The sequence below is a fragment of the Methylobacterium sp. E-065 genome (assembly GCF_022829605.1).
Lineage (GTDB): Bacteria > Pseudomonadota > Alphaproteobacteria > Rhizobiales > Beijerinckiaceae > Methylobacterium.
The window spans coordinates 1-17,104 of record NZ_JAKSYD010000260.1 but is presented as its reverse complement, the minus strand read 5'-3'; the positions used below and the strand labels follow the sequence as shown (position 1 = coordinate 17,104).

Annotated in this window: 26 protein-coding genes and 1 pseudogene; 11 read left to right on the top strand and 16 right to left on the bottom strand. The window is 70.1% G+C overall.

Translation table 11 applies throughout. The annotated features are described in order from the left end of the window. Positions 1-117: 117 nt before the first annotated feature. Positions 118-528 carry a DNA-directed RNA polymerase subunit omega gene (gene rpoZ / locus MKK84_RS29925; protein ID WP_243925795.1) on the bottom strand — a complete coding sequence of 137 codons (411 nt, stop codon included), beginning with the start codon at positions 526-528 and terminating at the stop codon, positions 118-120. 237 nt (positions 529-765) lie between these two features. On the opposite strand from rpoZ, the gene fabD reads away from it, so the two are divergent. The 4 genes from fabD (at position 766) to fabF (ending at position 4,698) form a co-directional block, all read left to right on the top strand. Continuing rightward, positions 766-1,710 (top strand): ACP S-malonyltransferase, encoded by a 945-nt coding sequence (fabD, locus tag MKK84_RS29920; RefSeq protein ID WP_243925793.1) that lies wholly within the window; start codon positions 766-768, stop codon positions 1,708-1,710. Positions 1,711-1,866: 156 nt separating this feature from the next. Continuing rightward, positions 1,867-2,604 (top strand): 3-oxoacyl-[acyl-carrier-protein] reductase, encoded by a 738-nt coding sequence (fabG, locus tag MKK84_RS29915; protein WP_243925792.1) that lies wholly within the window; start codon positions 1,867-1,869, stop codon positions 2,602-2,604. Positions 2,605-2,937: 333 nt separating this feature from the next. Further along, positions 2,938-3,177 (top strand): acyl carrier protein, encoded by a 240-nt coding sequence (locus MKK84_RS29910; RefSeq protein WP_007559070.1) that lies wholly within the window; start codon positions 2,938-2,940, stop codon positions 3,175-3,177. A 258-nt stretch (positions 3,178-3,435) separates the two neighbouring features. Further along, positions 3,436-4,698 (top strand): beta-ketoacyl-ACP synthase II, encoded by a 1,263-nt coding sequence (gene fabF, locus MKK84_RS29905; RefSeq protein ID WP_243925790.1) that lies wholly within the window; start codon positions 3,436-3,438, stop codon positions 4,696-4,698. A gap of 365 nt (positions 4,699-5,063) precedes the next feature. On the opposite strand, the pseudogene MKK84_RS29900 reads toward fabF, so the two are convergent. Then, positions 5,064-5,333: pseudogene (locus tag MKK84_RS29900) on the bottom strand (YidB family protein); the annotation flags it as partial. A 94-nt stretch (positions 5,334-5,427) separates the two neighbouring features. On the opposite strand from MKK84_RS29900, the gene MKK84_RS29895 reads away from it, so the two are divergent. Both MKK84_RS29895 and MKK84_RS29890 read left to right on the top strand, forming a co-directional pair. Then, entirely contained in the window at positions 5,428-5,679 is a 252-nt protein-coding gene (locus MKK84_RS29895; protein ID WP_243925788.1) for a DUF4926 domain-containing protein, read from the top strand. Continuing rightward, on the top strand, positions 5,676-6,017 hold the full coding sequence (locus MKK84_RS29890; protein WP_243925786.1) for a DUF6883 domain-containing protein: 342 nt from the start codon (positions 5,676-5,678) through the stop codon (positions 6,015-6,017). The genes MKK84_RS29895 and MKK84_RS29890 overlap by 4 nt, the downstream gene beginning before the upstream one ends. 3 nt (positions 6,018-6,020) lie before the next feature. Here MKK84_RS29890 and MKK84_RS29885 read toward each other — a convergent pair whose 3' ends face one another. The 4 genes from MKK84_RS29885 to MKK84_RS29870 form a co-directional block, all read right to left on the bottom strand. Further along, a complete protein-coding gene (locus MKK84_RS29885) occupies positions 6,021-6,731 on the bottom strand; it encodes a YidB family protein (RefSeq protein ID WP_243925784.1) in 711 nt (236 codons plus the stop codon). Between the two features lie 428 nt (positions 6,732-7,159). Next, positions 7,160-7,351: a hypothetical protein gene (locus MKK84_RS29880; protein ID WP_243925782.1), complete on the bottom strand. Its 192-nt coding sequence runs from the start codon at positions 7,349-7,351 to the stop codon at positions 7,160-7,162. A gap of 80 nt (positions 7,352-7,431) precedes the next feature. Further along, on the bottom strand, positions 7,432-7,698 hold the full coding sequence (locus MKK84_RS29875; RefSeq protein WP_279599786.1) for a hypothetical protein: 267 nt from the start codon (positions 7,696-7,698) through the stop codon (positions 7,432-7,434). Between the two features lie 82 nt (positions 7,699-7,780). Beyond that, positions 7,781-9,814, bottom strand: coding sequence for a hypothetical protein (locus MKK84_RS29870; RefSeq protein ID WP_243925778.1), 2,034 nt, complete (start codon positions 9,812-9,814; stop codon positions 7,781-7,783). 179 nt (positions 9,815-9,993) lie between these two features. Here MKK84_RS29870 and MKK84_RS29865 point away from each other — a divergent pair, with 179 nt between their 5' ends. The 3 genes from MKK84_RS29865 to MKK84_RS29855 all read left to right on the top strand — a co-directional run bounded on the left by MKK84_RS29865 (position 9,994) and on the right by MKK84_RS29855 (position 11,773). Further along, the gene (locus MKK84_RS29865; protein ID WP_243925776.1) at positions 9,994-11,043 is read left to right on the top strand and encodes a hypothetical protein; all 1,050 of its coding nucleotides are present in this window, start codon (positions 9,994-9,996) and stop codon (positions 11,041-11,043) included. Between the two features lie 77 nt (positions 11,044-11,120). After that, positions 11,121-11,369: a hypothetical protein gene (locus MKK84_RS29860; protein ID WP_243925774.1), complete on the top strand. Its 249-nt coding sequence runs from the start codon at positions 11,121-11,123 to the stop codon at positions 11,367-11,369. 26 nt (positions 11,370-11,395) lie between these two features. Continuing rightward, entirely contained in the window at positions 11,396-11,773 is a 378-nt protein-coding gene (locus MKK84_RS29855; protein ID WP_243925772.1) for a hypothetical protein, read from the top strand. A gap of 30 nt (positions 11,774-11,803) precedes the next feature. On the opposite strand, the gene MKK84_RS29850 is transcribed toward MKK84_RS29855, so the two are convergent. After that, positions 11,804-12,031, bottom strand: a complete 228-nt coding sequence (locus tag MKK84_RS29850) for a hypothetical protein (RefSeq protein ID WP_243925770.1) — start codon at positions 12,029-12,031, stop codon at positions 11,804-11,806. Positions 12,032-12,442: 411 nt separating this feature from the next. Here MKK84_RS29850 and MKK84_RS29845 point away from each other — a divergent pair, with 411 nt between their 5' ends. After that, the gene (locus tag MKK84_RS29845; protein WP_243925768.1) at positions 12,443-12,694 is read left to right on the top strand and encodes a hypothetical protein; all 252 of its coding nucleotides are present in this window, start codon (positions 12,443-12,445) and stop codon (positions 12,692-12,694) included. An 83-nt stretch (positions 12,695-12,777) separates the two neighbouring features. Here the strand turns inward: MKK84_RS29845 and MKK84_RS29840 are convergent, their stop codons facing one another. Together MKK84_RS29840 and MKK84_RS29835 are read right to left on the bottom strand one after the other, a co-directional pair. After that, a complete protein-coding gene (locus tag MKK84_RS29840; protein ID WP_243925766.1) occupies positions 12,778-13,020 on the bottom strand; it encodes a hypothetical protein in 243 nt (80 codons plus the stop codon). Between the two features lie 417 nt (positions 13,021-13,437). Then, positions 13,438-13,632, bottom strand: a complete 195-nt coding sequence (locus MKK84_RS29835; RefSeq protein ID WP_243925764.1) for a hypothetical protein — start codon at positions 13,630-13,632, stop codon at positions 13,438-13,440. Positions 13,633-13,746: 114 nt separating this feature from the next. Here MKK84_RS29835 and MKK84_RS29830 point away from each other — a divergent pair, with 114 nt between their 5' ends. Further along, positions 13,747-13,938, top strand: a complete 192-nt coding sequence (locus MKK84_RS29830) for a hypothetical protein (RefSeq protein ID WP_243925762.1) — start codon at positions 13,747-13,749, stop codon at positions 13,936-13,938. A 150-nt stretch (positions 13,939-14,088) separates the two neighbouring features. Here the strand turns inward: MKK84_RS29830 and MKK84_RS29825 are convergent, their stop codons facing one another. From MKK84_RS29825 to MKK84_RS29795, 7 genes are all read right to left on the bottom strand, one after another. Continuing rightward, on the bottom strand, positions 14,089-14,340 hold the full coding sequence (locus MKK84_RS29825; protein WP_243925761.1) for a hypothetical protein: 252 nt from the start codon (positions 14,338-14,340) through the stop codon (positions 14,089-14,091). 92 nt (positions 14,341-14,432) lie between these two features. Then, on the bottom strand, positions 14,433-14,609 hold the full coding sequence (locus MKK84_RS29820; RefSeq protein WP_243925759.1) for a hypothetical protein: 177 nt from the start codon (positions 14,607-14,609) through the stop codon (positions 14,433-14,435). Positions 14,610-14,717: 108 nt separating this feature from the next. Further along, complete coding sequence (locus MKK84_RS29815) at positions 14,718-15,038, bottom strand: PilZ domain-containing protein (protein ID WP_243925758.1); 321 nt, start codon at positions 15,036-15,038, stop codon at positions 14,718-14,720. Between the two features lie 299 nt (positions 15,039-15,337). After that, on the bottom strand, positions 15,338-15,520 hold the full coding sequence (locus tag MKK84_RS29810; RefSeq protein ID WP_243925756.1) for a hypothetical protein: 183 nt from the start codon (positions 15,518-15,520) through the stop codon (positions 15,338-15,340). Positions 15,521-15,881: 361 nt separating this feature from the next. Further along, positions 15,882-16,262, bottom strand: a complete 381-nt coding sequence (locus tag MKK84_RS29805; RefSeq protein ID WP_243925754.1) for a hypothetical protein — start codon at positions 16,260-16,262, stop codon at positions 15,882-15,884. Positions 16,263-16,368: 106 nt separating this feature from the next. Beyond that, positions 16,369-16,644, bottom strand: coding sequence for a hypothetical protein (locus MKK84_RS29800; protein WP_243926002.1), 276 nt, complete (start codon positions 16,642-16,644; stop codon positions 16,369-16,371). A 234-nt stretch (positions 16,645-16,878) separates the two neighbouring features. Next, positions 16,879-17,104, bottom strand: a 226-nt coding sequence (locus tag MKK84_RS29795; protein ID WP_243925752.1) for a MucR family transcriptional regulator, incomplete at its 5' end; no start/stop codon positions are given.

Genomic DNA, 17,104 nt, shown 5'->3' with positions numbered 1-17,104 from the left:
CCCTGTGGCGGGGACGTGCCGTTCGTCGCCGGGGCGGCCTCGGAACGAGAGAACCCGGCGTCTCCGCCGGGCTCGGTCGTGGTCAGGTCGTGCGCGTCCAGGCCCACGTCTCCCGGCTCACTCGCCCTCGTCGTCGGTCTCGACCGGCGGGGCGAGGTTCTCGAGGCCGCGCAGCAGATCTTCCTCGCTCATGCGGTCGAATTGGGGAGCCGCATCGTCGCTGGAGGATTGCGGCGCCACCGCGGCGGCGGCCGGCGAGCTCGACAGCAGCGGCACGGTCTCGGCCTCCGGCTCGTCCACCTCGACGTATTTCTGCATCGAGTGGATCAGCTGCTCCTTGAGATCATCGGCCGTGATGGTCTCGTCGCCGATCTCGCGCAGGGCCACGACGGGGTTCTTGTCGCGGTCGCGGTCGATGGTCAGCGGGGCGCCGGCGGCCAGGAGGCGGGCGCGGTGGCTCGCCAGCAGAACGAGCTCGAACCGGTTCTCGACCTTCTCGATGCAATCTTCGACGGTGACGCGCGCCATGCGGGGCGGCTCCTTGGGCTTGAGCGACGGGTGATGTCGGGTATGGGCGCACCGTACACCGGATGCCGTTCTGCAACAAGCACAGCGGCTTGCGCAGGGCGCACGCCCGCCCGCGGGGCCACGGCATGGTGCGGCGCATTGTTGACACCTGCGGCAACGGGTGCGAGTCCGCCCGCCATTCCAGAGGTTCAGCCGACACGGGCGGCGCTCGCGCGCCGCGGAGCGATCAAGACCGATATGCGCGCACTCATCTTCCCCGGCCAGGGCAGCCAGGCGGTCGGCATGGCGCGGGACCTCGCGGCGGCCTTCCCGCAGGCGAAGGCCGTGCTCGACGAGGTCGATGCCGCCTTGGGCCAGAACCTGTCGCGCCTGATGTTCGAGGGTCCGGCCGAGGAATTGACCCTCACGACCAACGCCCAGCCGGCCCTGATGGCGGCGAGCCTCGCGGTGCTGCGGGTGCTGGAGGCCGAGCGCGGCCTGGACCTGACCCGCGACGTCGCGTGCGTGGCCGGCCATTCGCTGGGCGAATACGCGGCTCTGGCGGCCGCCGGCAGCCTGACGATCGCCGATGCCGCGAAACTCCTGCGGCTGCGCGGCGCGGCCATGCAGGAGGCGGTGGCGCCCGGTGTCGGAGCGATGGCGGCTTTGATCGGAACCGATCTCGAAGCAACTCGCGCTCTGGCCGAAGCGGCCGCCCGGGAAGCCGGCGGTGGCGCGGTCTGCGACGTGGCCAACGACAATGGCGGCGGACAGGTGGTTCTGTCGGGTGATCGGGCGGCGGTGGAGCGGGCCATCGGCCTCGCCGCCGGCCGCGGGATCAAGCGCGCCGTGCTGCTCAACGTCTCGGCCCCGTTCCATTGCCGGCTGATGGCCCCCGCCGCCGAGGCCATGGCCAGGGCGCTCGCCGCCGTGACGCTGAACGCCCCGCGGGTCACCCTCTATGCCAACGTGACGGCCGCGCCGGTCGCCGAGCCGGAGGCGATCCGCAAGGCCCTGGTGCAGCAGGTCACTGGCACGGTGCGCTGGCGCGAGAGCATCGCCGCCATGGCGGAAGCGGGCGTCGACGAATTCTATGAGCTGGGCGCCGGCAAGGTGCTCACCGGCCTCGTCAAGCGCATCGCCCCGCAAGCCACGGCCACCGCGATCGGCACGCCCACAGACGTCGCGGCCTTCGCGCTGTAACGGGTTTCCAAAGGGCCGAGCCCTTTGGCGGGGTGTCGGGGCGGAGCCCCGATATCGGGCTTTGCCCGGACCCAGCAGGGCTTGGCCCTGCACTTGGCCCTGCACCCGCAAAAGGCCACGGCCTTTCGAAACCGGACACCTATAGAGGAGCCCTGCATGTTCGATCTCACCGGCCGCAAGGCCCTCGTCACGGGGGCCACCGGCGGCCTCGGGCAGGCGATCGCCCGGTCGCTGCACGCGCAGGGCGCGCATGTCGCGCTCTCGGGCACCCGGCAGGCGGCCCTGGAGGCGCTGGCGGCCGAACTCGGCGAGCGCGCGAGCCCGGTGGTCGCCGACCTCGCCGACAAGGAGTCGGTCGAGGGCCTCGTCCCGGCCGCCGAGGCCGCGATCGGCCCCCTCGACATCCTCGTGAACAATGCCGGCATCACCCGGGACAACCTGTTCATGCGGATGAAGGACGAGGAGTGGGAGCAGGTGCTCGCCGTCAACCTCACCGCCGCCTTCCGCCTGTCGCGGGCGGCCGTGAAGGGCATGATGCGCCGCCGCTTCGGACGGATCGTCAATATCGGCTCGGTGGTGGGCTCGACCGGCAATCCCGGCCAGGGCAACTACGCCGCCGCCAAGGCCGGGCTCGTGGGCCTGACCAAGGCGCTCGCCGCCGAGGTCGCCTCGCGCGGGATCACGGTCAACTGCATCGCCCCCGGCTTCATCACCTCGCCGATGACCGATGCGCTGAACGAGAAGCAGCGCGAGGGCATCCTGACCCGGGTGCCGGCCGGGCGACTCGGCGAGGGCGCCGAGGTGGCGGCGGCCTGCCTCTATCTCGCCTCCGCGGAAGCCGGCTACGTCACCGGCCACACGCTGCACGTGAACGGCGGTATGGCGATGTACTAAGACCTTTATACTGGTCCTGGCCGCCTCCAAACCAAGGCGAATCAAGTGCTCCGGCACGCAAACGCCACACCGGTGAAGGGTTTCTGAACGGCCCCTCGCCAGGGCGGGAGCCCTGTGCTACCAACCCCCCGCAGCCGCGCAGGGGGTTGACGGTTCAGCGGGTTTTCAGTCCAAGGGCCTCCCGGTGGGGGCATCTCGGTGCACCTTGCCGGTTCACCGTCAGAAGCACGCGCAATCGGACACTGGCCGCTCAACAAGCCCGCAGGGGCGCGACGCGGCCAAGCACCACCCCGAGAAGACTGACAGACCTAAAAGGACGAGGACGGAAGACCGATGAGCGATATCGCTGAGCGCGTGAAGAAGATCGTGGTCGAGCATCTGGGCGTCGAGCCCGAGAAGGTGGTCGAGAGCGCCAACTTCATCGACGACCTCGGTGCCGACAGCCTCGACACGGTCGAGCTGGTGATGGCCTTCGAGGAAGAGTTCAACGTCGAGATCCCGGACGATGCGGCCGAGACCATCCAGACGGTCGGCGACGCCGTGAAGTTCCTGGAGAAGAACTCCGCCGCCTAAGGGCTGCTCACGAAACTCCCGGGCACCGGGAGTTCTCCCTCTGATCGCGACAGCGCAGCGGGCATTTCGTGAGAGACTCTCGGGCGCCGGGATTTTTCGGTTCACGCGGCGCGGGTGAGGCGAAACAGCCCCCGCGCCGTCATGCGTTTCAAGGCGCGCAGGCGTGATGCGTCCCATTGGGACCGAATCCGCCTCCGGCAGTTATAGACGATGCGCTCCGGCGGCGGCCCGGATGCGCCTCAAGACGGGACGAGTGCGATGCGGCGGGTGGTGGTCACGGGTCTGGGGATGGTCACGCCGCTGGGCAGCGGGGTGGCGCACACCTGGAGCCGGCTGATCGCGGGCGACAGCGGCGCCGGCCCGATCCGCGGCTTCGAATCCGCCGACCTGCCCTGCCGGATCGCCGCGCAGGTTCCGTTCGGCGACGGCACCGACGGCACCTTCAACCCCGACGCGGTGATGGAGCCCAAGGAGCAGCGCAAGGTCGATCCGTTCATCGTCTTCGCGATGGCGGCGGCCGACGAGGCGCTGAAGGATGCTGGCTGGGCGCCCAAGAGCCATGAGGACCAGTGCGCCACCGGCGTGCTGATCGGCTCCGGCATCGGCGGCATCGGCGGCATCTACGACGCCTCCGTGACCCTGCACGAGAAGGGCCCGCGCCGGATCTCGCCGTTCTTCATCCCGGGCCGGATCATCAATCTCGCCTCCGGCCAGGTCTCGATCGCCCACGGCCTCAAGGGCCCGAACAATGCCGTGGTGACGGCCTGCTCGACGGGCGCCCACGCCATCGGCGACGCGAGCCGCCTGATCGGGCTGGGCGATGCCGACGTGATGGTGGCGGGCGGCGCCGAATCGCCGGTGAACCGCCTCTCGATCGCGGGCTTCTCCGCCTGCCGGGCGCTGACCACGGGCTTCAACGACACGCCCGAGAAGGCCTCCCGCCCCTACGACCGCGACCGCGACGGCTTCCTCATGGGCGAGGGCGCCGGCATCGTGGTGCTGGAGGAGTACGAGCACGCCAAGGCCCGCGGCGCGCGGATCTACGCCGAGGTCGTGGGCTACGGCCTGTCGGGCGACGCCTACCACATCACCTCCCCGTCCCCGGACGGCGACGGCGCCTTCCGCTGCATGAGCGCGGCGGTGAAGCGGGCCGGGATCTCCCCCGCCGAGATCGGCTACATCAACGCCCACGGCACCTCGACGCCCATGGGCGACGAGTTGGAGCTGAAGGCCGTGGAGCGCCTCCTGGGCGATGCCGCCGCCAACGCCACCATGTCGTCCACCAAGAGCTCGGTCGGCCACCTTCTGGGCGCCGCCGGCTCGGTCGAGGCGATCTTCTCGATCCTCGTCCTGCGCGACGGCGTGATCCCGCCGACCCTCAACCTCGACAACCCCTCGGTGCAGACCAAGATCGATCTGGTGCCGTTCGAGGCGAAGCGGAAGCAGGTGGATGTGGTGCTGTCGAATTCTTTCGGATTCGGTGGGACCAATGCGTCGCTGGTGATGCGGCGGGTCGCCTGAAAAAGCTTCCTGCAGAAGTCTAAAACTTAAAGGGCTCGATACAGCACCGGACTATTGTCTTCATGGTCCTTCATGGATGGTGGGAGAGGCCCGTGCACATTAGCTCTGTCCTTATCTATGCCTGCTTGCAGAGGCCCTCAGATCGCGTCACTACATGGGCGAGGTTTTTGAGAGAAGACGTGGGGCGCGTGGGATAGCGTTCTCCCACGCGCCTTCTCAACCTGGGGGCCTGTGAAGCAGCCACGAAAGTGTACTTTGGAACGCCCTGCTATATCTCAGTTTTACATAATATAAAGTGACATGTTGTTTGAATAGCAGGATGAGGTGATTCTTCGTTGAAGATAAGGGCAGTATTTGTCTGTTCTTTACCATCCCCGCCGCTCCGCCTCCCCCGGCACCCGCCCCTGAGGCGTGAGCGTGTGCACCACCTCCGGCAGCGCCTGGGCGAGTTGCGACAGCAGCGTTTCGCGGTCCAGCCCGGTCTGGCTCTGGAGGGTGTCCACCATGTCGGAGCCGAGCGCCCGGGCGAGCTGGTCGGGGGCCACCGGGCGGTTGGTGCCGTGGCCGATCCAGGACTCCATCACGTCGCCGAGGCCCCCCTGGCGGAACCGATCCACCAGCCCGTCCAGACCGCCGGTACCTCGTGACCGCAGTCGCACTCATCAAAAGGTTCGGTGTTCCAGGGCCACGCCCGCTTGCAAAGCCGAGACCGGCACGTATCCTCGCGCCATGGTGCTGGCCCGCGCATATCAGTTCCGCCAGGACGACCCGCGATCGGACCTTCGGGATCTGGATCGCGTCGCGCTGACGGCTGCCGTGGTCAGCGACGACGGGGACGCGCTGCCACCCGGGACGGAGGGCACCATCGTCAGCGTCTACCGCGACGGAGAGGCCTACGTCGTGGAGTTTCCCACGCCGCGCGGTGCCCTGGCCACGGTTCGGCCCAACGATCTGAAGCTCATCGAACGCGCGCCGATGTGACGACGGACGTCGCCGCCGTCGTCTGGACCGTCGAACGGCCCAAGATCGTCGGCTATCTGCTCAATGCCGCGCACACGGACGGCGCCTCCAAGGCGAAGTATCTTCTCGCGCTCGGCTATAAGGTCGAGACACCGGAGCAACTGGCCGACGATCTGGTGAGCCACGCCGTCGCCCATTGGCCGGGGCGCCGGGTGCTGCCCGCAATCGGGCGAGCGCGGTTGATCTTCGAAGGCCCTGTGCAGGCACCGGACGGCCGCTGCGCATCGCTGCGCAGCGTCTGGGAGGAGACCGCGCCCGGGCAGATGCGCTTTCTCACCGCCTATCCGTGGAAGCCCTGAGGGCTACCACCCCCGCCGCTCCGCCTCCCCCGGCACCCGCCCCTGCGGCGTGAGCGTGTGCACCACCTCCGGCAGCGCCTGGGCGAGTTGCGACAGCAGCGTCTCGCGGTCCAGCCCGGTCTGGCTCTGGAGGGTGTCCACCGTGTCGGAGCCGAGCGCCCGGGCGAGCTGGTCCGGGGCCACCGGGCGGTTGGTGCCGTGGCCGATCCAGGACTCCATCACGTCGCCGAGGCCCCCCTGGCGGAACCGGTCCACCAGCCCGTCGAGGCCGCCGAGATCCCCCTGCCCCGCCGGAGCGGCGCGGCTCGGGGCCGGTGCGCCGCCGGGGCCGTCGAGCATGCCGGACAAATCCGAAAAATCGCCGGGCGGCAGGGACGGGTCGGCGTCGCGCTCCGGGCCGCTGTCGCGGCGGCCGCCATACTGGTCCCAGCCGCCGATATCGCCGCTGTCGTCGGGCCGGCGTCCGCCGGCATCGGCGGGGTGCTGGCCGGGATCGCGTCCGTAGGGTCCGGCGCCGCCGGAGCGGTCGGCCTCGGGGCCGGGCTCACCCTGGCGCCCGCCCCCAAAGATGTCGCCGAAGCCGCCGCTCGCGCCCTTGGCCAGCAGCAGCATCAGCAGAGCCTTCACCAGGGGCGACATCCCGCCGGCGCCGCCCTTCTGGCCGCCGAACACCTGTCCGAGCACGCCGCCGATCGCCGATTCGAGCAGTCCCATGTGCCCCTCCCCCGGAGCCCGCTGCGGGCCCGGGCGAACAACCGCTCAGGGGCGGGGTCGGTTGCCTGGCGCGGGCCGCATCGGAGGGATTCGAAGTCTGTCGGGCAACGCCGCCGCTCGGACTCGCGCGGCTCGTCGGCCGCCTCGATGGCCGACGATGGGCACACATCGATGTCTGCGAGGCGGGACGGGCCCCCTCTCCCGTGCGGGAGAGAATTGGGGTGCGGGAGGAGAACGGTCAGGATCGGGCGCAACATCGATGCGTGTGCCGATCGCGCATCGTTCGGACGGACCTGATCCCTCACCCTGTCCCTCTCCCGCTCGGGAGAGGGGACCCGCGCCTTAGCCCGCGGTCGCGTCGCCGCCCGCCGCATGTGAACACGCAAACCTCAATGGCGGAGGTGCGGAGAAGGGCGGACGTGCTCTCGTTAGCGGGTCGGGCTGGTCAGGGACGCCTGCGCGGTGCCGTGGGCGGTGGTGGCGTCGGCGGGCTCGGACAGCGGCATCGTCGCGGCGGCGAGCGCCAGGGCGGTCAGGAACAGGCCGGTGGCGGCGGCGCCCGCCCGGGGGCGCGGCAGACGGAGGGCGGCGCGGCGCGGACGGCGATCGGTCATCGACATGGTGGCCTCGTCGAAAGGGTGGGCCCCGGGCCCGTATGACCATGCAACGCCGGTCGGGGGCGGACCGGTTCCCGAGGCTTTCAGCGCCGAGCGACGAGGCGGCGTCCGAGCGCCCCGAGGGCGCATCCGGCGCAGTAGGGCGGCAGGATCAGGGCGGCGCCCTCCAGCCAAAGCCCCGGCAGACCGGGCACGAGGGCGGCCAGCGCCGCCGCCGCCATCAGGCCCGCGGCCACGAACAGGCCGAGCGGCACGGCGGTGCGGTCCGGCCAGCCCGCGAGCGCCCCGACCACGAGGCCGAGCGCCCCCGCCCCGGCGAGTCCGGGCCAGAATCCGGCAAGCAGCAACATCACGGCCGGTGGGCCTCCCAATGAGCGCGGCACGCGTCGGGGCGCGTCCCGGCCGGCGGGCACGCGGCGGAGCGACGGGGCCTCACGGCAGCAGCGCGAAGGTGACGGGGCCGGCGGGCGTATCCGGCCCGGCGCTCACCTGATCCGGCCGGGCGCCGGCCTGAAGCAGATACTCGACCACGGCCTGGGCGCGCAGCCGGGGCAGGTCCGGCGGCGGCTCGTCGGCGGTCGCCTCGGGCTTTTTGGGACTCGGCTTGGAATTCGGCTTGGGACTTGGCTTGCCGCTTTTGGCGGCCTCCTTGATCGCGTCCTTGCCGGATCCCTTGGCATCGGGCTTGGCCTGCGCCCCGGCATCGTGCGCTTTGGCGTCGTGCTTGGCCTCCGGCTTCGGATCCGCCTTCGCGTCCGCCTTGCCGGGGACCTCCGCCTTGGCCGCGCTGGCGACGCGGGTCGGCTCGGCTTCGGGCGGCGCGGCCGGAGGGGCGCCCTCCCCCGGGCCCGCGGCCGGTGTCGGCGCGGCCTTCGCCGGATCGGCGGGGCCCGAGACGGTCATGCGCACGCTGGGACAGGCCTTGGCCAGGGCCGCCAGGGCGTCGAGGGTCGGATAGAAGGTCGGGCCCGGCGCGGCGCTGCCCGCCGGGAAGCGCAGATCCGCCCCGGTGGTGGCGGCGGCGAAATCGGCGCGGCAGGTCGCCGGGTCGCGCCGCTCCGCCGGCTGCCGGGCCGAGACCGTGGCCTTCCCGGTCCAGCCCGGGGGCAGCGCCTCGGCGAGCCGGTCGGGCGCGCGGGCCGCGACCTCGCGGTAGAGGCTCTCGCCGGTCAGGGTCAGCGTCCGGTCCGAGACGCTGGCCTCCCCGGCGGCGAGGCTCACCACCAGCGGCGCCGCGGCGGCCAGCGCCGCCCCGAGATTCGGTGGCGCGCCGTCGGCGAGGCGCGTGCGGTCGAGGATCGGCTCGCGGAACAGGCGCGGCCGCAGGACATCGAGCACCCGATCCCGGGTGGCGGCATCCGGGACATGCCCGGTGAGCGTCACCGCCTCCGGCGTCCGGCGGATCGCCACCCGGTAGGGCGAGAGCGGCCGCGCCGTCAGGGTGACCCGCCCGGCCGAGACGCCGGCGGGGCGGGCATCGCGCATCAGCGCCTCGGCGTCGGGGATCGCCTGCGCGTCCATGGCGTCGCCGCTGACCGAGATCGCGCCGTCCGTGAAGGTGACGCGGCCGGTCTGGATCAGCGCGGCGAGCCGGAACATGAAGCCGATCAGGGTTTTCGAATCGATCGCCGGGTCGAGCCCCCGGGCGGTCACCAGCCGGTCGTCCACGGCCGCGCCGGGGGTCTCCTGAGCCACCTCCTGGGCGGCGCGCCGGGCGGCCTCGCGATCGGCCGTGGAGGGGATGAAGCCGTCGAGCGCGATCCCGCCCGTGGCCTTCTCGACCGTGAAGCGATACTGCGCCACCCGCGGCGGCAGGATCTCGACGCGGCCGATGCTGAACCCCGCCGGCGGTTCCGACAGGGCGGCCCGCAGCGCCTCGTAGGCCGGCACGTCGAGGGCTTCGCCCGAGAGGCTGAGCACGGTGTCGCTGAGCGCGGCCCGTCCGCCCGCCGCCAACCCGGAGAGCCGCGCCGCCAGGAAGGCCGCCGCGCTCGGAAAATCCGGCGGCGCCCCCCGGGCGGCCCGGGCGGTATCGTCGAGGCTGGTGCCGGGGCCGAGCATCCCGGTGACCCGCGCCTCCAGCGCCCGCCGCCCGACCTCCACCGGGCGGCTGCCCTCCAGGGCGACCCGGTCCGGGCCCAGGCGGATCGCCGCCCACTGGAACGGTGCGGCGGTCTCGACCAAGCCGACGCCCGAGACGATGCGCCGGGGCCCGTCCAGGACGGCGAGGCGGAACAGGGTGGCGGCGCGGGCGCCCGCGTCCGGCGCCTCGCCGGCCGCCACGAGGTCGCGGCCCTCGACGGCGAGCCGCAGCCAGGGCTCGCCCGTGTCGGTGGCCGTATTGGCCGCCACGGCTGCCCCCTCGGCTTCGAGCCGCTCGGCGATGCGCGGGCCGGCATAGAGCGTCGCGCTCGCCCAGATCAGCGCGAGCGCCGGCAGGCCGGCGAGCCAGCCGGTGCGGCGCAAGCCTCGGGCGAAAGGATGGGGCACGGGCACGCAGGGGAGTTGATCGGATCCTGGGCCGAAACGACACCGCCTTTCCGGCAGCATGAAGGCTGCGCCGCGGCAGCAGGTCGCCGGAACGGCCCGGGCCGGGTCCGGTTGGCTCTGGCATCCGCTGCGCGGAGCCCACCCTGGAGACTGCCTTGCGCGTCCTGCTCGCCGCTGCTCTGCTGAGTTCGATCGCCGCCCCGGCTTCGGCGCAGAGCCTGTCGGCCACCGCGACGGCGCCTGCCGCGGCCTCCCTGGAGCCGGTCACCGCCATCTCCAATCCGGGGCAGCTCAGCCTCGGCGGTGGGTCCACGACCGGACCGTTCCCGACCCTCTCGGCCCAGACCGGCGGTCTGCTGAACGCCGGTCAGCTCAGCTTCGGCGGTGGCGGAGGCGGCGGTGGCTCGATCGGGGCGCCCGGCAGCGCGGCGTCCGGTGCCGGCCGGCTCGGCACCTCCTCCGGCACCGGAAGCACGGGGGGCGCCGGAGTCACCGGGTCGACGCTCGGCTCGGGTCGAACCGGCAGCACGGCCGGGGCCATCGGAACACTGGGCGGTTTCGGCACCACGCTGGGCTCGACATCGAACGCGGCCCTCGGCTCGCTTTCGGGAAGCGCCCTCTCGACGACCTTCGGGACGGCCAGCCTGGGGAGCAACGCGGCGTTCACGACGAATGCGACCGGCCTGACAACAGGTCTGACGACGGGCTTCAACACCGGCACGGGCGTGGGGCGGACGTCCGGTCTGGGGACATCCGCGTTCGGCACGTCGACCTTCGGTACATCCGCCACCGGGACCGGCAGCCCATCACGCACCACGACGAGCCTGGGCACCGACGCCACGACCGCATCGAACTTCGCTTCGGCCGGAACCGCCAACGCCGCCGACGCGGCCACCCTCGGCACCACGACCTCCGGGCTCGCGGCCTTCACGACCGGAGGCGGTACGGGGGCCGTCACGGGTCTCGTCCCAGGTGCGGTCTCGACCGGGACAACGGGGGGAGCGGCTTCGGGCGGCGCCGGGATCGCGGCCGCGCCATCCGTGGTGGCGGCTCGGGATCTCGACCGCGTTCAAACGGCGCCGGCCGGCGGAGGGGCGTCCGGCGGTGCCGGTATCGGCGGTGCGGCTGCCGCGCCCGGCCGGCTCAACGATCCCTGCGGGGGCGCCCTCGCGGCGGCCTGCCTCGGCGGTGACGGCGCATTCTGAGCGGCGTGTTCCGGAACCGCAATTCCAGCGCCGCCGTTCTGTCCGCACCGGCGTCTCGGCCGGGACAGGAGACGGAGATGAGCGTCATTCTGAGCCGCGCTTCGTGGGCGGCCGTTCTCGTTCTGGGTCTGTCGAGCGCAGCGCTCGCGCGCGAGGCGGGCTCTCAGCCGCGTGGGGCCGGGAAGGCTCCGATCCATCAGGGGCTGGGTTTCAACCAGCCGACGTTCCGAGCCGATATGCGCACGGTCAAGGACCAGCCCTACACCTGGCCGGTGAGCAACCGGTACCGGCCGGTCTCGCAGCCGTATTACGGCCGGGCCTTTTGAGGATATCCCGAACGGCACCGGCGCGAATGCGCCGGTCGCTGCCGTCCCTGACGGTGACCGCGCTGCGTGTGCGGTGCCGACGTGTCGTCGTACGCCTGTCCCTTGGCATCCTGCCCCTCGCCTCCTTGTCCATCGCCGTGTTGGCGCCCGCCCAGGCGGGCGAGTTCGCCCAAGGGCTCCCGGCGCCAGGCATGGCCCTGACGCTGCCCGAGCCCGGCATGGCGAACAGCACGGTCGCGGAGCCGTCCGTGACCCCGGCCCCGCCCCAGATCGACCCTGACGCGGGCAGGCGCCGGCCCCGGATGCTCGGAACCGGGTTTCCGTCCATCGGCGGGCAGCTTCCGAACCAGCGCACCGGCGCCCGGCACGAGCACGTCGTGCGCGACATCTGCATCGGCTGTTGAGCCGCCGATTCCGCGCGGCGGCCGGTAATCCTACTGCAGCGCGCGCGACTGGCTGTTGGCGCGGATCCAGCCCGGCGAAAGGATGTCGCCCGCCTCTGTGATGATCCAGGGCTGCGCATCCTCTGCCTCGATCGCCTGCACGGCGACGGCCAGCGCTTCGCGCAGGGTCGCGAACGGACGGCCCCTCGCCGATCGGCCGGGGGCACGTTTCGGCCAGACGGTCAGCTCTGCGCGCTTGTCGAGATCGGCGGGCGTCATACCATCGCTCCGGCTTCTTCGCAGTTCGACCCCTGGGTAGCGCCTTGATGTGACGGGGCTCTGGCGGAGGTGTTGCTGATTCGTATCGTCCCGATCACAGCACCGCGAACGCCAATGCCGGGGCAGTCGACGCCACGCGCGGCCCCAGGCGAGAAATTATATCTTCTCACGTCTCAACATAAATTTGAGCCTGCAGGGGAGGAAGTTTATTTCATTTGCGCTGAATGCATGGCGATCCGGACGATCGATTGGACGCCACGCCTGATGCGGCGCGTTCATCCTTGCACGACAGTGCCAACGTAGCTGTATGTTGCAATGCACGATGAACATGCCGCAGCGCACAAAAGTGTGGTTCTATGCGGCGTCGGTCGCTCTTCGCGATCCGACCTGCGATCGAAACGGAGACGCACCATGCGCACGATCTTCATCCTCGCGTCGGCGGCGCTCATCTCGGCCGCCACCTTCGCCGGCTCGGCCTCGGCCGAGGAAAACCTTCATCTGACCCCGCCGCTCTATCGCGATCAGGCTGTGATCGCTCAACAGGGCCGCCGTCTCGCGCATCTGACGACCACGCCGCAGCTGGTGCCCGCGACGGGTGATCTTCGGATCGCTTCGACGACCAGACGGACCCTGGTCCAGGCGTCCGCCGAGGCGAGCCGCTGAGCTGAGCATCGAATCCGGGGGCGATCAACCGGATCGCCCCCAAATCCGAAGTCGCCGCAGTCGGGCATGTCCGACCCCGGGACTCAGACGATGTGCAACGCCCGGGCGGCCTCCGCTGCCGGGACGCCGCGCTGGATGAGTCGGCGGGTCCGTTCGCGCTGGTCCGATCCGGCGTTCAGAACGGATGTCAGCGTCCGGTACCCTTCGAGACACAGATCCAGCCAAGCATAGTGAACCGCCGTCGTCAGGCGTACGGCCAGTTCGGCTTGCCGGATGCTCAGACGCAGACTTTCATCGGCCAGCCGGCCAATCTCCCGCTCGATCATCTCCGTCCCTGCCCAGATGTGGCCAGCGGCGTATCGAGCCGCCGGTTCAAGCCCTTGATGCGCTCACACTGCAGTCGCTCCGAAACCTGTTCCGTCGTCTGTCGGGTCATGTCTCCGCCGTACTGGAGCATCGCGTGGATGCACGCGGCGCTCTGGTGGAACGCATCCGGGACGAGGTCGCCGGTTCCGTTGCGCCATGAACCGTGTCGTTGGTGCGACGCACCACTTCAATGAAGCTTGCGAACGCCCTGGGCGGCTTTGCCAAACGACGCTCGGCGAAGTCGCGCCTGTGCGGCGGGAGCTCGAAGCGGGGACCGTCGGCCATGCTCGGGCTCCTCAGGTCCGCCCGGCCGCAGCCGTCGTAAGCCGGGTGTGTCGGATAACCATCGTCGGGCGTGCCCGCTCAAGATCCCAGGCTCAGATCTCAGTCTCACGCCGGAACACGGCGTCCGCGCCGGTACCCTTCTGAGACAGGCCGACATCCGGTTCCGCATCGGTTATCGGCAGCGGCTTGTTCGAGATGTCCTGCTCGAGATCCATGCGTCCGTCCGTGGCCGATTCGATCGGGTCGGGGGCGCGTTCCGGGATCGGAATGTCGCGGGCGTTCGTCATCGGGTGCCTCTCCCCGGATAACGCGATGGCAGCCTCTCGGGTCCATGCCATCTCGCCTCGCGACAGGATCGAGACTGCGGCGCTATATAAGCGCAAACGAGCGAGGAGAATGGTGTGTTCACCGTCAAGGGGATCGACCCGTCCGGGCGTATCATGACGTTCGCCTGCGGGACCGACGAGCAGGCCATGGAGAAGACCTGGGAGCTGACCCGACGGGGTTTTCGCGAGATCACGGTCGCCGACCCGAAGGGCAAGGAGATGTCGGCGGCCGCTTTCGAGCGATCCCTGAACATTGATTGGGACTAGAGCCGTGCCCGATCGCGTTGCAATCGTGCGCGGCTCTAAGCCTTTGTCTTGACGCGCTCTCTTGCGCCGAACCGGCGTCCACTTCGGCGGAGAGCGCTCTAAGAGGTCTCGATGCGCGCTGCCGCGACGGGGCCGCCTGTGCGGCGCGCCTCAGTGCAACTCATAGCAGTTCGTGACGACGCGGGGGTTGCGCGTCACATCGTACAGGATCGAGCACTGGACGAGATAGGCCCTGTCCCGCTTGCGAAACAGGATCAGGGATGAGCGATTGTCGAAGGTCCCCGTGTAGCCGGCAATCTCCCAACCCTCCCCGTTGAGCCGCTCGATGCTGAGAGGCTGATCGGCGGCGGAGCCTGGCGCCATCCAGCCGAGCCAGGCGGCGATGCTCAGGGCGTGTCGCATCCAGGTCCGTCGCCTGGAATTGCAGCGGGGGCTTCTCGATCGTCCCGCGACGGCGCCGTTCGCAATCCCGGTCAACTCCGGCGGGGCGCCCGTCACAGGCCTGGGACCGCGTCGATATCGGGCGCTGGTTCCCCGCGCGGGGGCTCCGGATCGTCGGCCGGGGCCGGCGGAAGCCGCGGGGGCGGCATGTCGCCGGTGTTCGGTGGCATCGGCAAACCCTGCGGCAGGTCCGGCATTTCCTCCGCGTCGGGCGCTCTCGGATCCGACATGGTGCATTCCCTCCCTTTCGCCGCGATCCCGCCGGCGGCAGCCGAGGGAGAACGATCCATCGGCGCGAAGGTGCCGCCCGGCTACGCGGGCGGCCGAGGGACGCCGCGTCAGACCGGCTCCAGCGCGTACCGCGAATCCGGCGTGGTCGGACGGGCCGGCGCAGAGATTTCGGTCGCCGCGCCGATCTCCTCCAGCCGACGCCAGACCGCTTGGCAGACGAGGATCTCGTTGCTTGCATTGATGCTCAGCACGAAGCGATCCGGAACGATCTCCGCCTCCGGGAGGGCGATGCGGATACCGCCGACCGACCGATCGTAGACGATGCAGGGCAGGCTGCTGTGCTCGTCGACCGAGATGCTGCCGGTCTCGTTCAGGATCGTACGCGGAGCACTGCGCCGTTCGAACATCGCTGCCTCATAGAAGGTCATGCAGCAAGGATCGTCGATGCGCCTTCAGGTCGGGTTCCGTTAAAAGATCAAATTGTCGGTTTCTGCAGTTCCAATCATCGACTCACTGGTTTGTGAGACGGACGTATCGGGTCCAGCGATATTGACGGCGGATAGACCGAGAGTCGGATCGCGCACGATCGCCGAAGAACACATCCGGTCCGTCGAGACGGCGGACCCCGAAGCGGCTTTCGCCCCCGTGGCTGCCGGCTCTCGACAAAATCTTGCGATCGACCAAAGCCCCAGGCGTCGATCCGATGCCCGCTTCGGCGAAGGCCGCTCTACTCGGTGATCACCTCGACGAGGGTCGTCAGGAAGCCGAGGGCGACAGCGCCAATCCCGCCCATGAACGCGACGTCCCAGCCGGCGAACTCCTTCGATCGAGGCGCGCGGAGGAAGGCGAACAGCGTCACGGCGGCGCCGCACACGACGAGGGCGAGGGCGAGATAAATCGGGCGCGACATGCGGTTTCCTCCTCCGCCGGTCCCTCGGCCCTTCAGGGCTCTTGTTCGGATGAGCGAGACCAGCGTGATCCGTTTCTATTCATCCGCCGACAAATGATGGCAGACGGGCGCGCGGTGAACAAGGATATAATGAGTTCTGCATTGCAGAACGTCACGCTGGCAAATGCGAGATCTGATTTTCCGGCAGATCGCAAAGTCTAGCGGGTGAAGGGCTGTCCTGCGGGACCTGCCCCACGGCCCCGTATCGCCGAACAGCCGCCACATGCGGCAGGGGGCGCATCAGGGCACCCCACGCAATTTTCGATGACGAAGACCCCCCTCCTCGAACGCGATGGCGCGGCGGGTGTTTTGTCAGCAGTGTTCAGTCGAGGAAAACCCGAACGCCGTCGGTATTGAGGATGTCGCGCTGATCGGCGCACCAGCGGTCGGCGCCGACCGTGGCGATCTCATCCGCAGCGCGTTGGCCTTCGGCCGCGATGGCGGTTTCGGCCCGACGGCGGCCCAGGGCCGCCTCGAGGGCACGGCGGGCCGTCCGCGACAGACCGTCCGAGATCGCGTCATCCACAGTATAGAGCGCCCGGCAATGCAGTACGATGCCGGCCTGGGCACCCACGATCCGCACCAACCCGTCGATCGTCTCGGTGCGCTTGGACAAAGCCGTGTCCGGCGCGTCCTCGGCCAGCGCGAACCCGCCGGGCAGCGGTGCGGCGGCGAGCAGAACCGCGAGCAGGGTGCGTCTCATCGTCGGCCAATCCCTGGCGGTACGGAGGGGCCGCGGCATGCCCGGCCGAGGCTGTCTGCACGGATCGGCGTGGAGCGATTCGGCCGCGCAATTCTGGACCGGGCGATTACTTCCGCGCGGCCATCAGATCATGGGCGAGCACCGTCAGCTTGCCGATCAGGCTGCTGATATCGCCGCTCTTGCACGACCATTGGGTTCCGATCGCTTCACCATCGGCCGAGACGGAGACGATCGCCAAAGAGCGCATCCGGCCTTCGCGGGCGAGCGCCAGATGATCCTGCAGCACGGCGATGATCGACGCGGTGTCCTCGTCAGCCACGGCCGGGGCGATATGCGCCGGGAAGGGCACGACCGAACTCTGCTTCGTCTGCTCTCGCTTCATCTCGCCCATCCCTTGGTTGTCGTCTCGGGATCCGACGTGCGCAGACGCTATGTGCAGAGTAAGGCAGCTTGTCCGTGTCGGGCAATGTCCTGGACATGTGTGGCGCCACAGCAACGATGGCGCGGGTCACCGGCATCGCCCCGGGATCAGCCTTGTTGGCGGCCGAACGCCCGGGACCCCGTCGCCGAGCCGCGGCAAGGGCTCGTGCAGGGGTCCCTGGGACGCGATCCGATCTCAGGCCGCCTTGCGACCCTTGCGCTCGCGCTCGGCCATGGCGCCGGGCTGGCCGAGGCCGATCGCCTTGGCGAGGGCGGAGCGCTGCTCGGCGTAAGCCGGGGCGACCATCGGGTAATCGGCCGGCAGGCCGTAGCGGTCGCGGTAGGCCCGCGGGTCCAGCCCGTGGCTGGTCAGGTGGCGCTTGAGCGTCTTGTAGGTCTTGCCGTCGATGAAGCTGACGATC

Bases quoted from the DNA above. Each gene is read 5' to 3' on its own strand.
- fabG (WP_243925792.1), top strand. From the start codon at position 1,867: ATGTTCGATCTCACCGGCCGCAAGGCCCTCGTCACGGGGGCCACCGGC.
- fabF (WP_243925790.1), top strand. From the start codon at position 3,436: ATGCGGCGGGTGGTGGTCACGGGTCTGGGGATGGTCACGCCGCTGGGC.
- MKK84_RS29840 (WP_243925766.1), bottom strand. From the start codon at position 13,020: ATGATCGAGCGGGAGATTGGCCGGCTGGCCGATGAAAGTCTGCGTCTG.
- MKK84_RS29860 (WP_243925774.1), top strand. From the start codon at position 11,121: ATGAGCGTCATTCTGAGCCGCGCTTCGTGGGCGGCCGTTCTCGTTCTG.
- MKK84_RS29885 (WP_243925784.1), bottom strand. From the start codon at position 6,731: ATGGGACTGCTCGAATCGGCGATCGGCGGCGTGCTCGGACAGGTGTTC.
- MKK84_RS29880 (WP_243925782.1), bottom strand. From the start codon at position 7,351: ATGTCGATGACCGATCGCCGTCCGCGCCGCGCCGCCCTCCGTCTGCCG.
- MKK84_RS29825 (WP_243925761.1), bottom strand. From the start codon at position 14,340: ATGCGACACGCCCTGAGCATCGCCGCCTGGCTCGGCTGGATGGCGCCA.
- MKK84_RS29800 (WP_243926002.1), bottom strand. From the start codon at position 16,644: ATGAAGCGAGAGCAGACGAAGCAGAGTTCGGTCGTGCCCTTCCCGGCG.
- MKK84_RS29895 (WP_243925788.1), top strand. From the start codon at position 5,428: ATGGTGCTGGCCCGCGCATATCAGTTCCGCCAGGACGACCCGCGATCG.
- MKK84_RS29845 (WP_243925768.1), top strand. From the start codon at position 12,443: ATGCGCACGATCTTCATCCTCGCGTCGGCGGCGCTCATCTCGGCCGCC.
- MKK84_RS29810 (WP_243925756.1), bottom strand. From the start codon at position 15,520: ATGTCGCGCCCGATTTATCTCGCCCTCGCCCTCGTCGTGTGCGGCGCC.
- MKK84_RS29910 (WP_007559070.1), top strand. From the start codon at position 2,938: ATGAGCGATATCGCTGAGCGCGTGAAGAAGATCGTGGTCGAGCATCTG.
- fabD (WP_243925793.1), top strand. From the start codon at position 766: ATGCGCGCACTCATCTTCCCCGGCCAGGGCAGCCAGGCGGTCGGCATG.
- MKK84_RS29850 (WP_243925770.1), bottom strand. From the start codon at position 12,031: ATGACGCCCGCCGATCTCGACAAGCGCGCAGAGCTGACCGTCTGGCCG.
- MKK84_RS29835 (WP_243925764.1), bottom strand. From the start codon at position 13,632: ATGACGAACGCCCGCGACATTCCGATCCCGGAACGCGCCCCCGACCCG.
- MKK84_RS29875 (WP_279599786.1), bottom strand. From the start codon at position 7,698: ATGTTGCTGCTTGCCGGATTCTGGCCCGGACTCGCCGGGGCGGGGGCG.
- MKK84_RS29855 (WP_243925772.1), top strand. From the start codon at position 11,396: ATGCGCCGGTCGCTGCCGTCCCTGACGGTGACCGCGCTGCGTGTGCGG.
- MKK84_RS29815 (WP_243925758.1), bottom strand. From the start codon at position 15,038: ATGACCTTCTATGAGGCAGCGATGTTCGAACGGCGCAGTGCTCCGCGT.
- rpoZ (WP_243925795.1), bottom strand. From the start codon at position 528: ATGGCGCGCGTCACCGTCGAAGATTGCATCGAGAAGGTCGAGAACCGG.
- MKK84_RS29820 (WP_243925759.1), bottom strand. From the start codon at position 14,609: ATGTCGGATCCGAGAGCGCCCGACGCGGAGGAAATGCCGGACCTGCCG.
- MKK84_RS29805 (WP_243925754.1), bottom strand. From the start codon at position 16,262: ATGAGACGCACCCTGCTCGCGGTTCTGCTCGCCGCCGCACCGCTGCCC.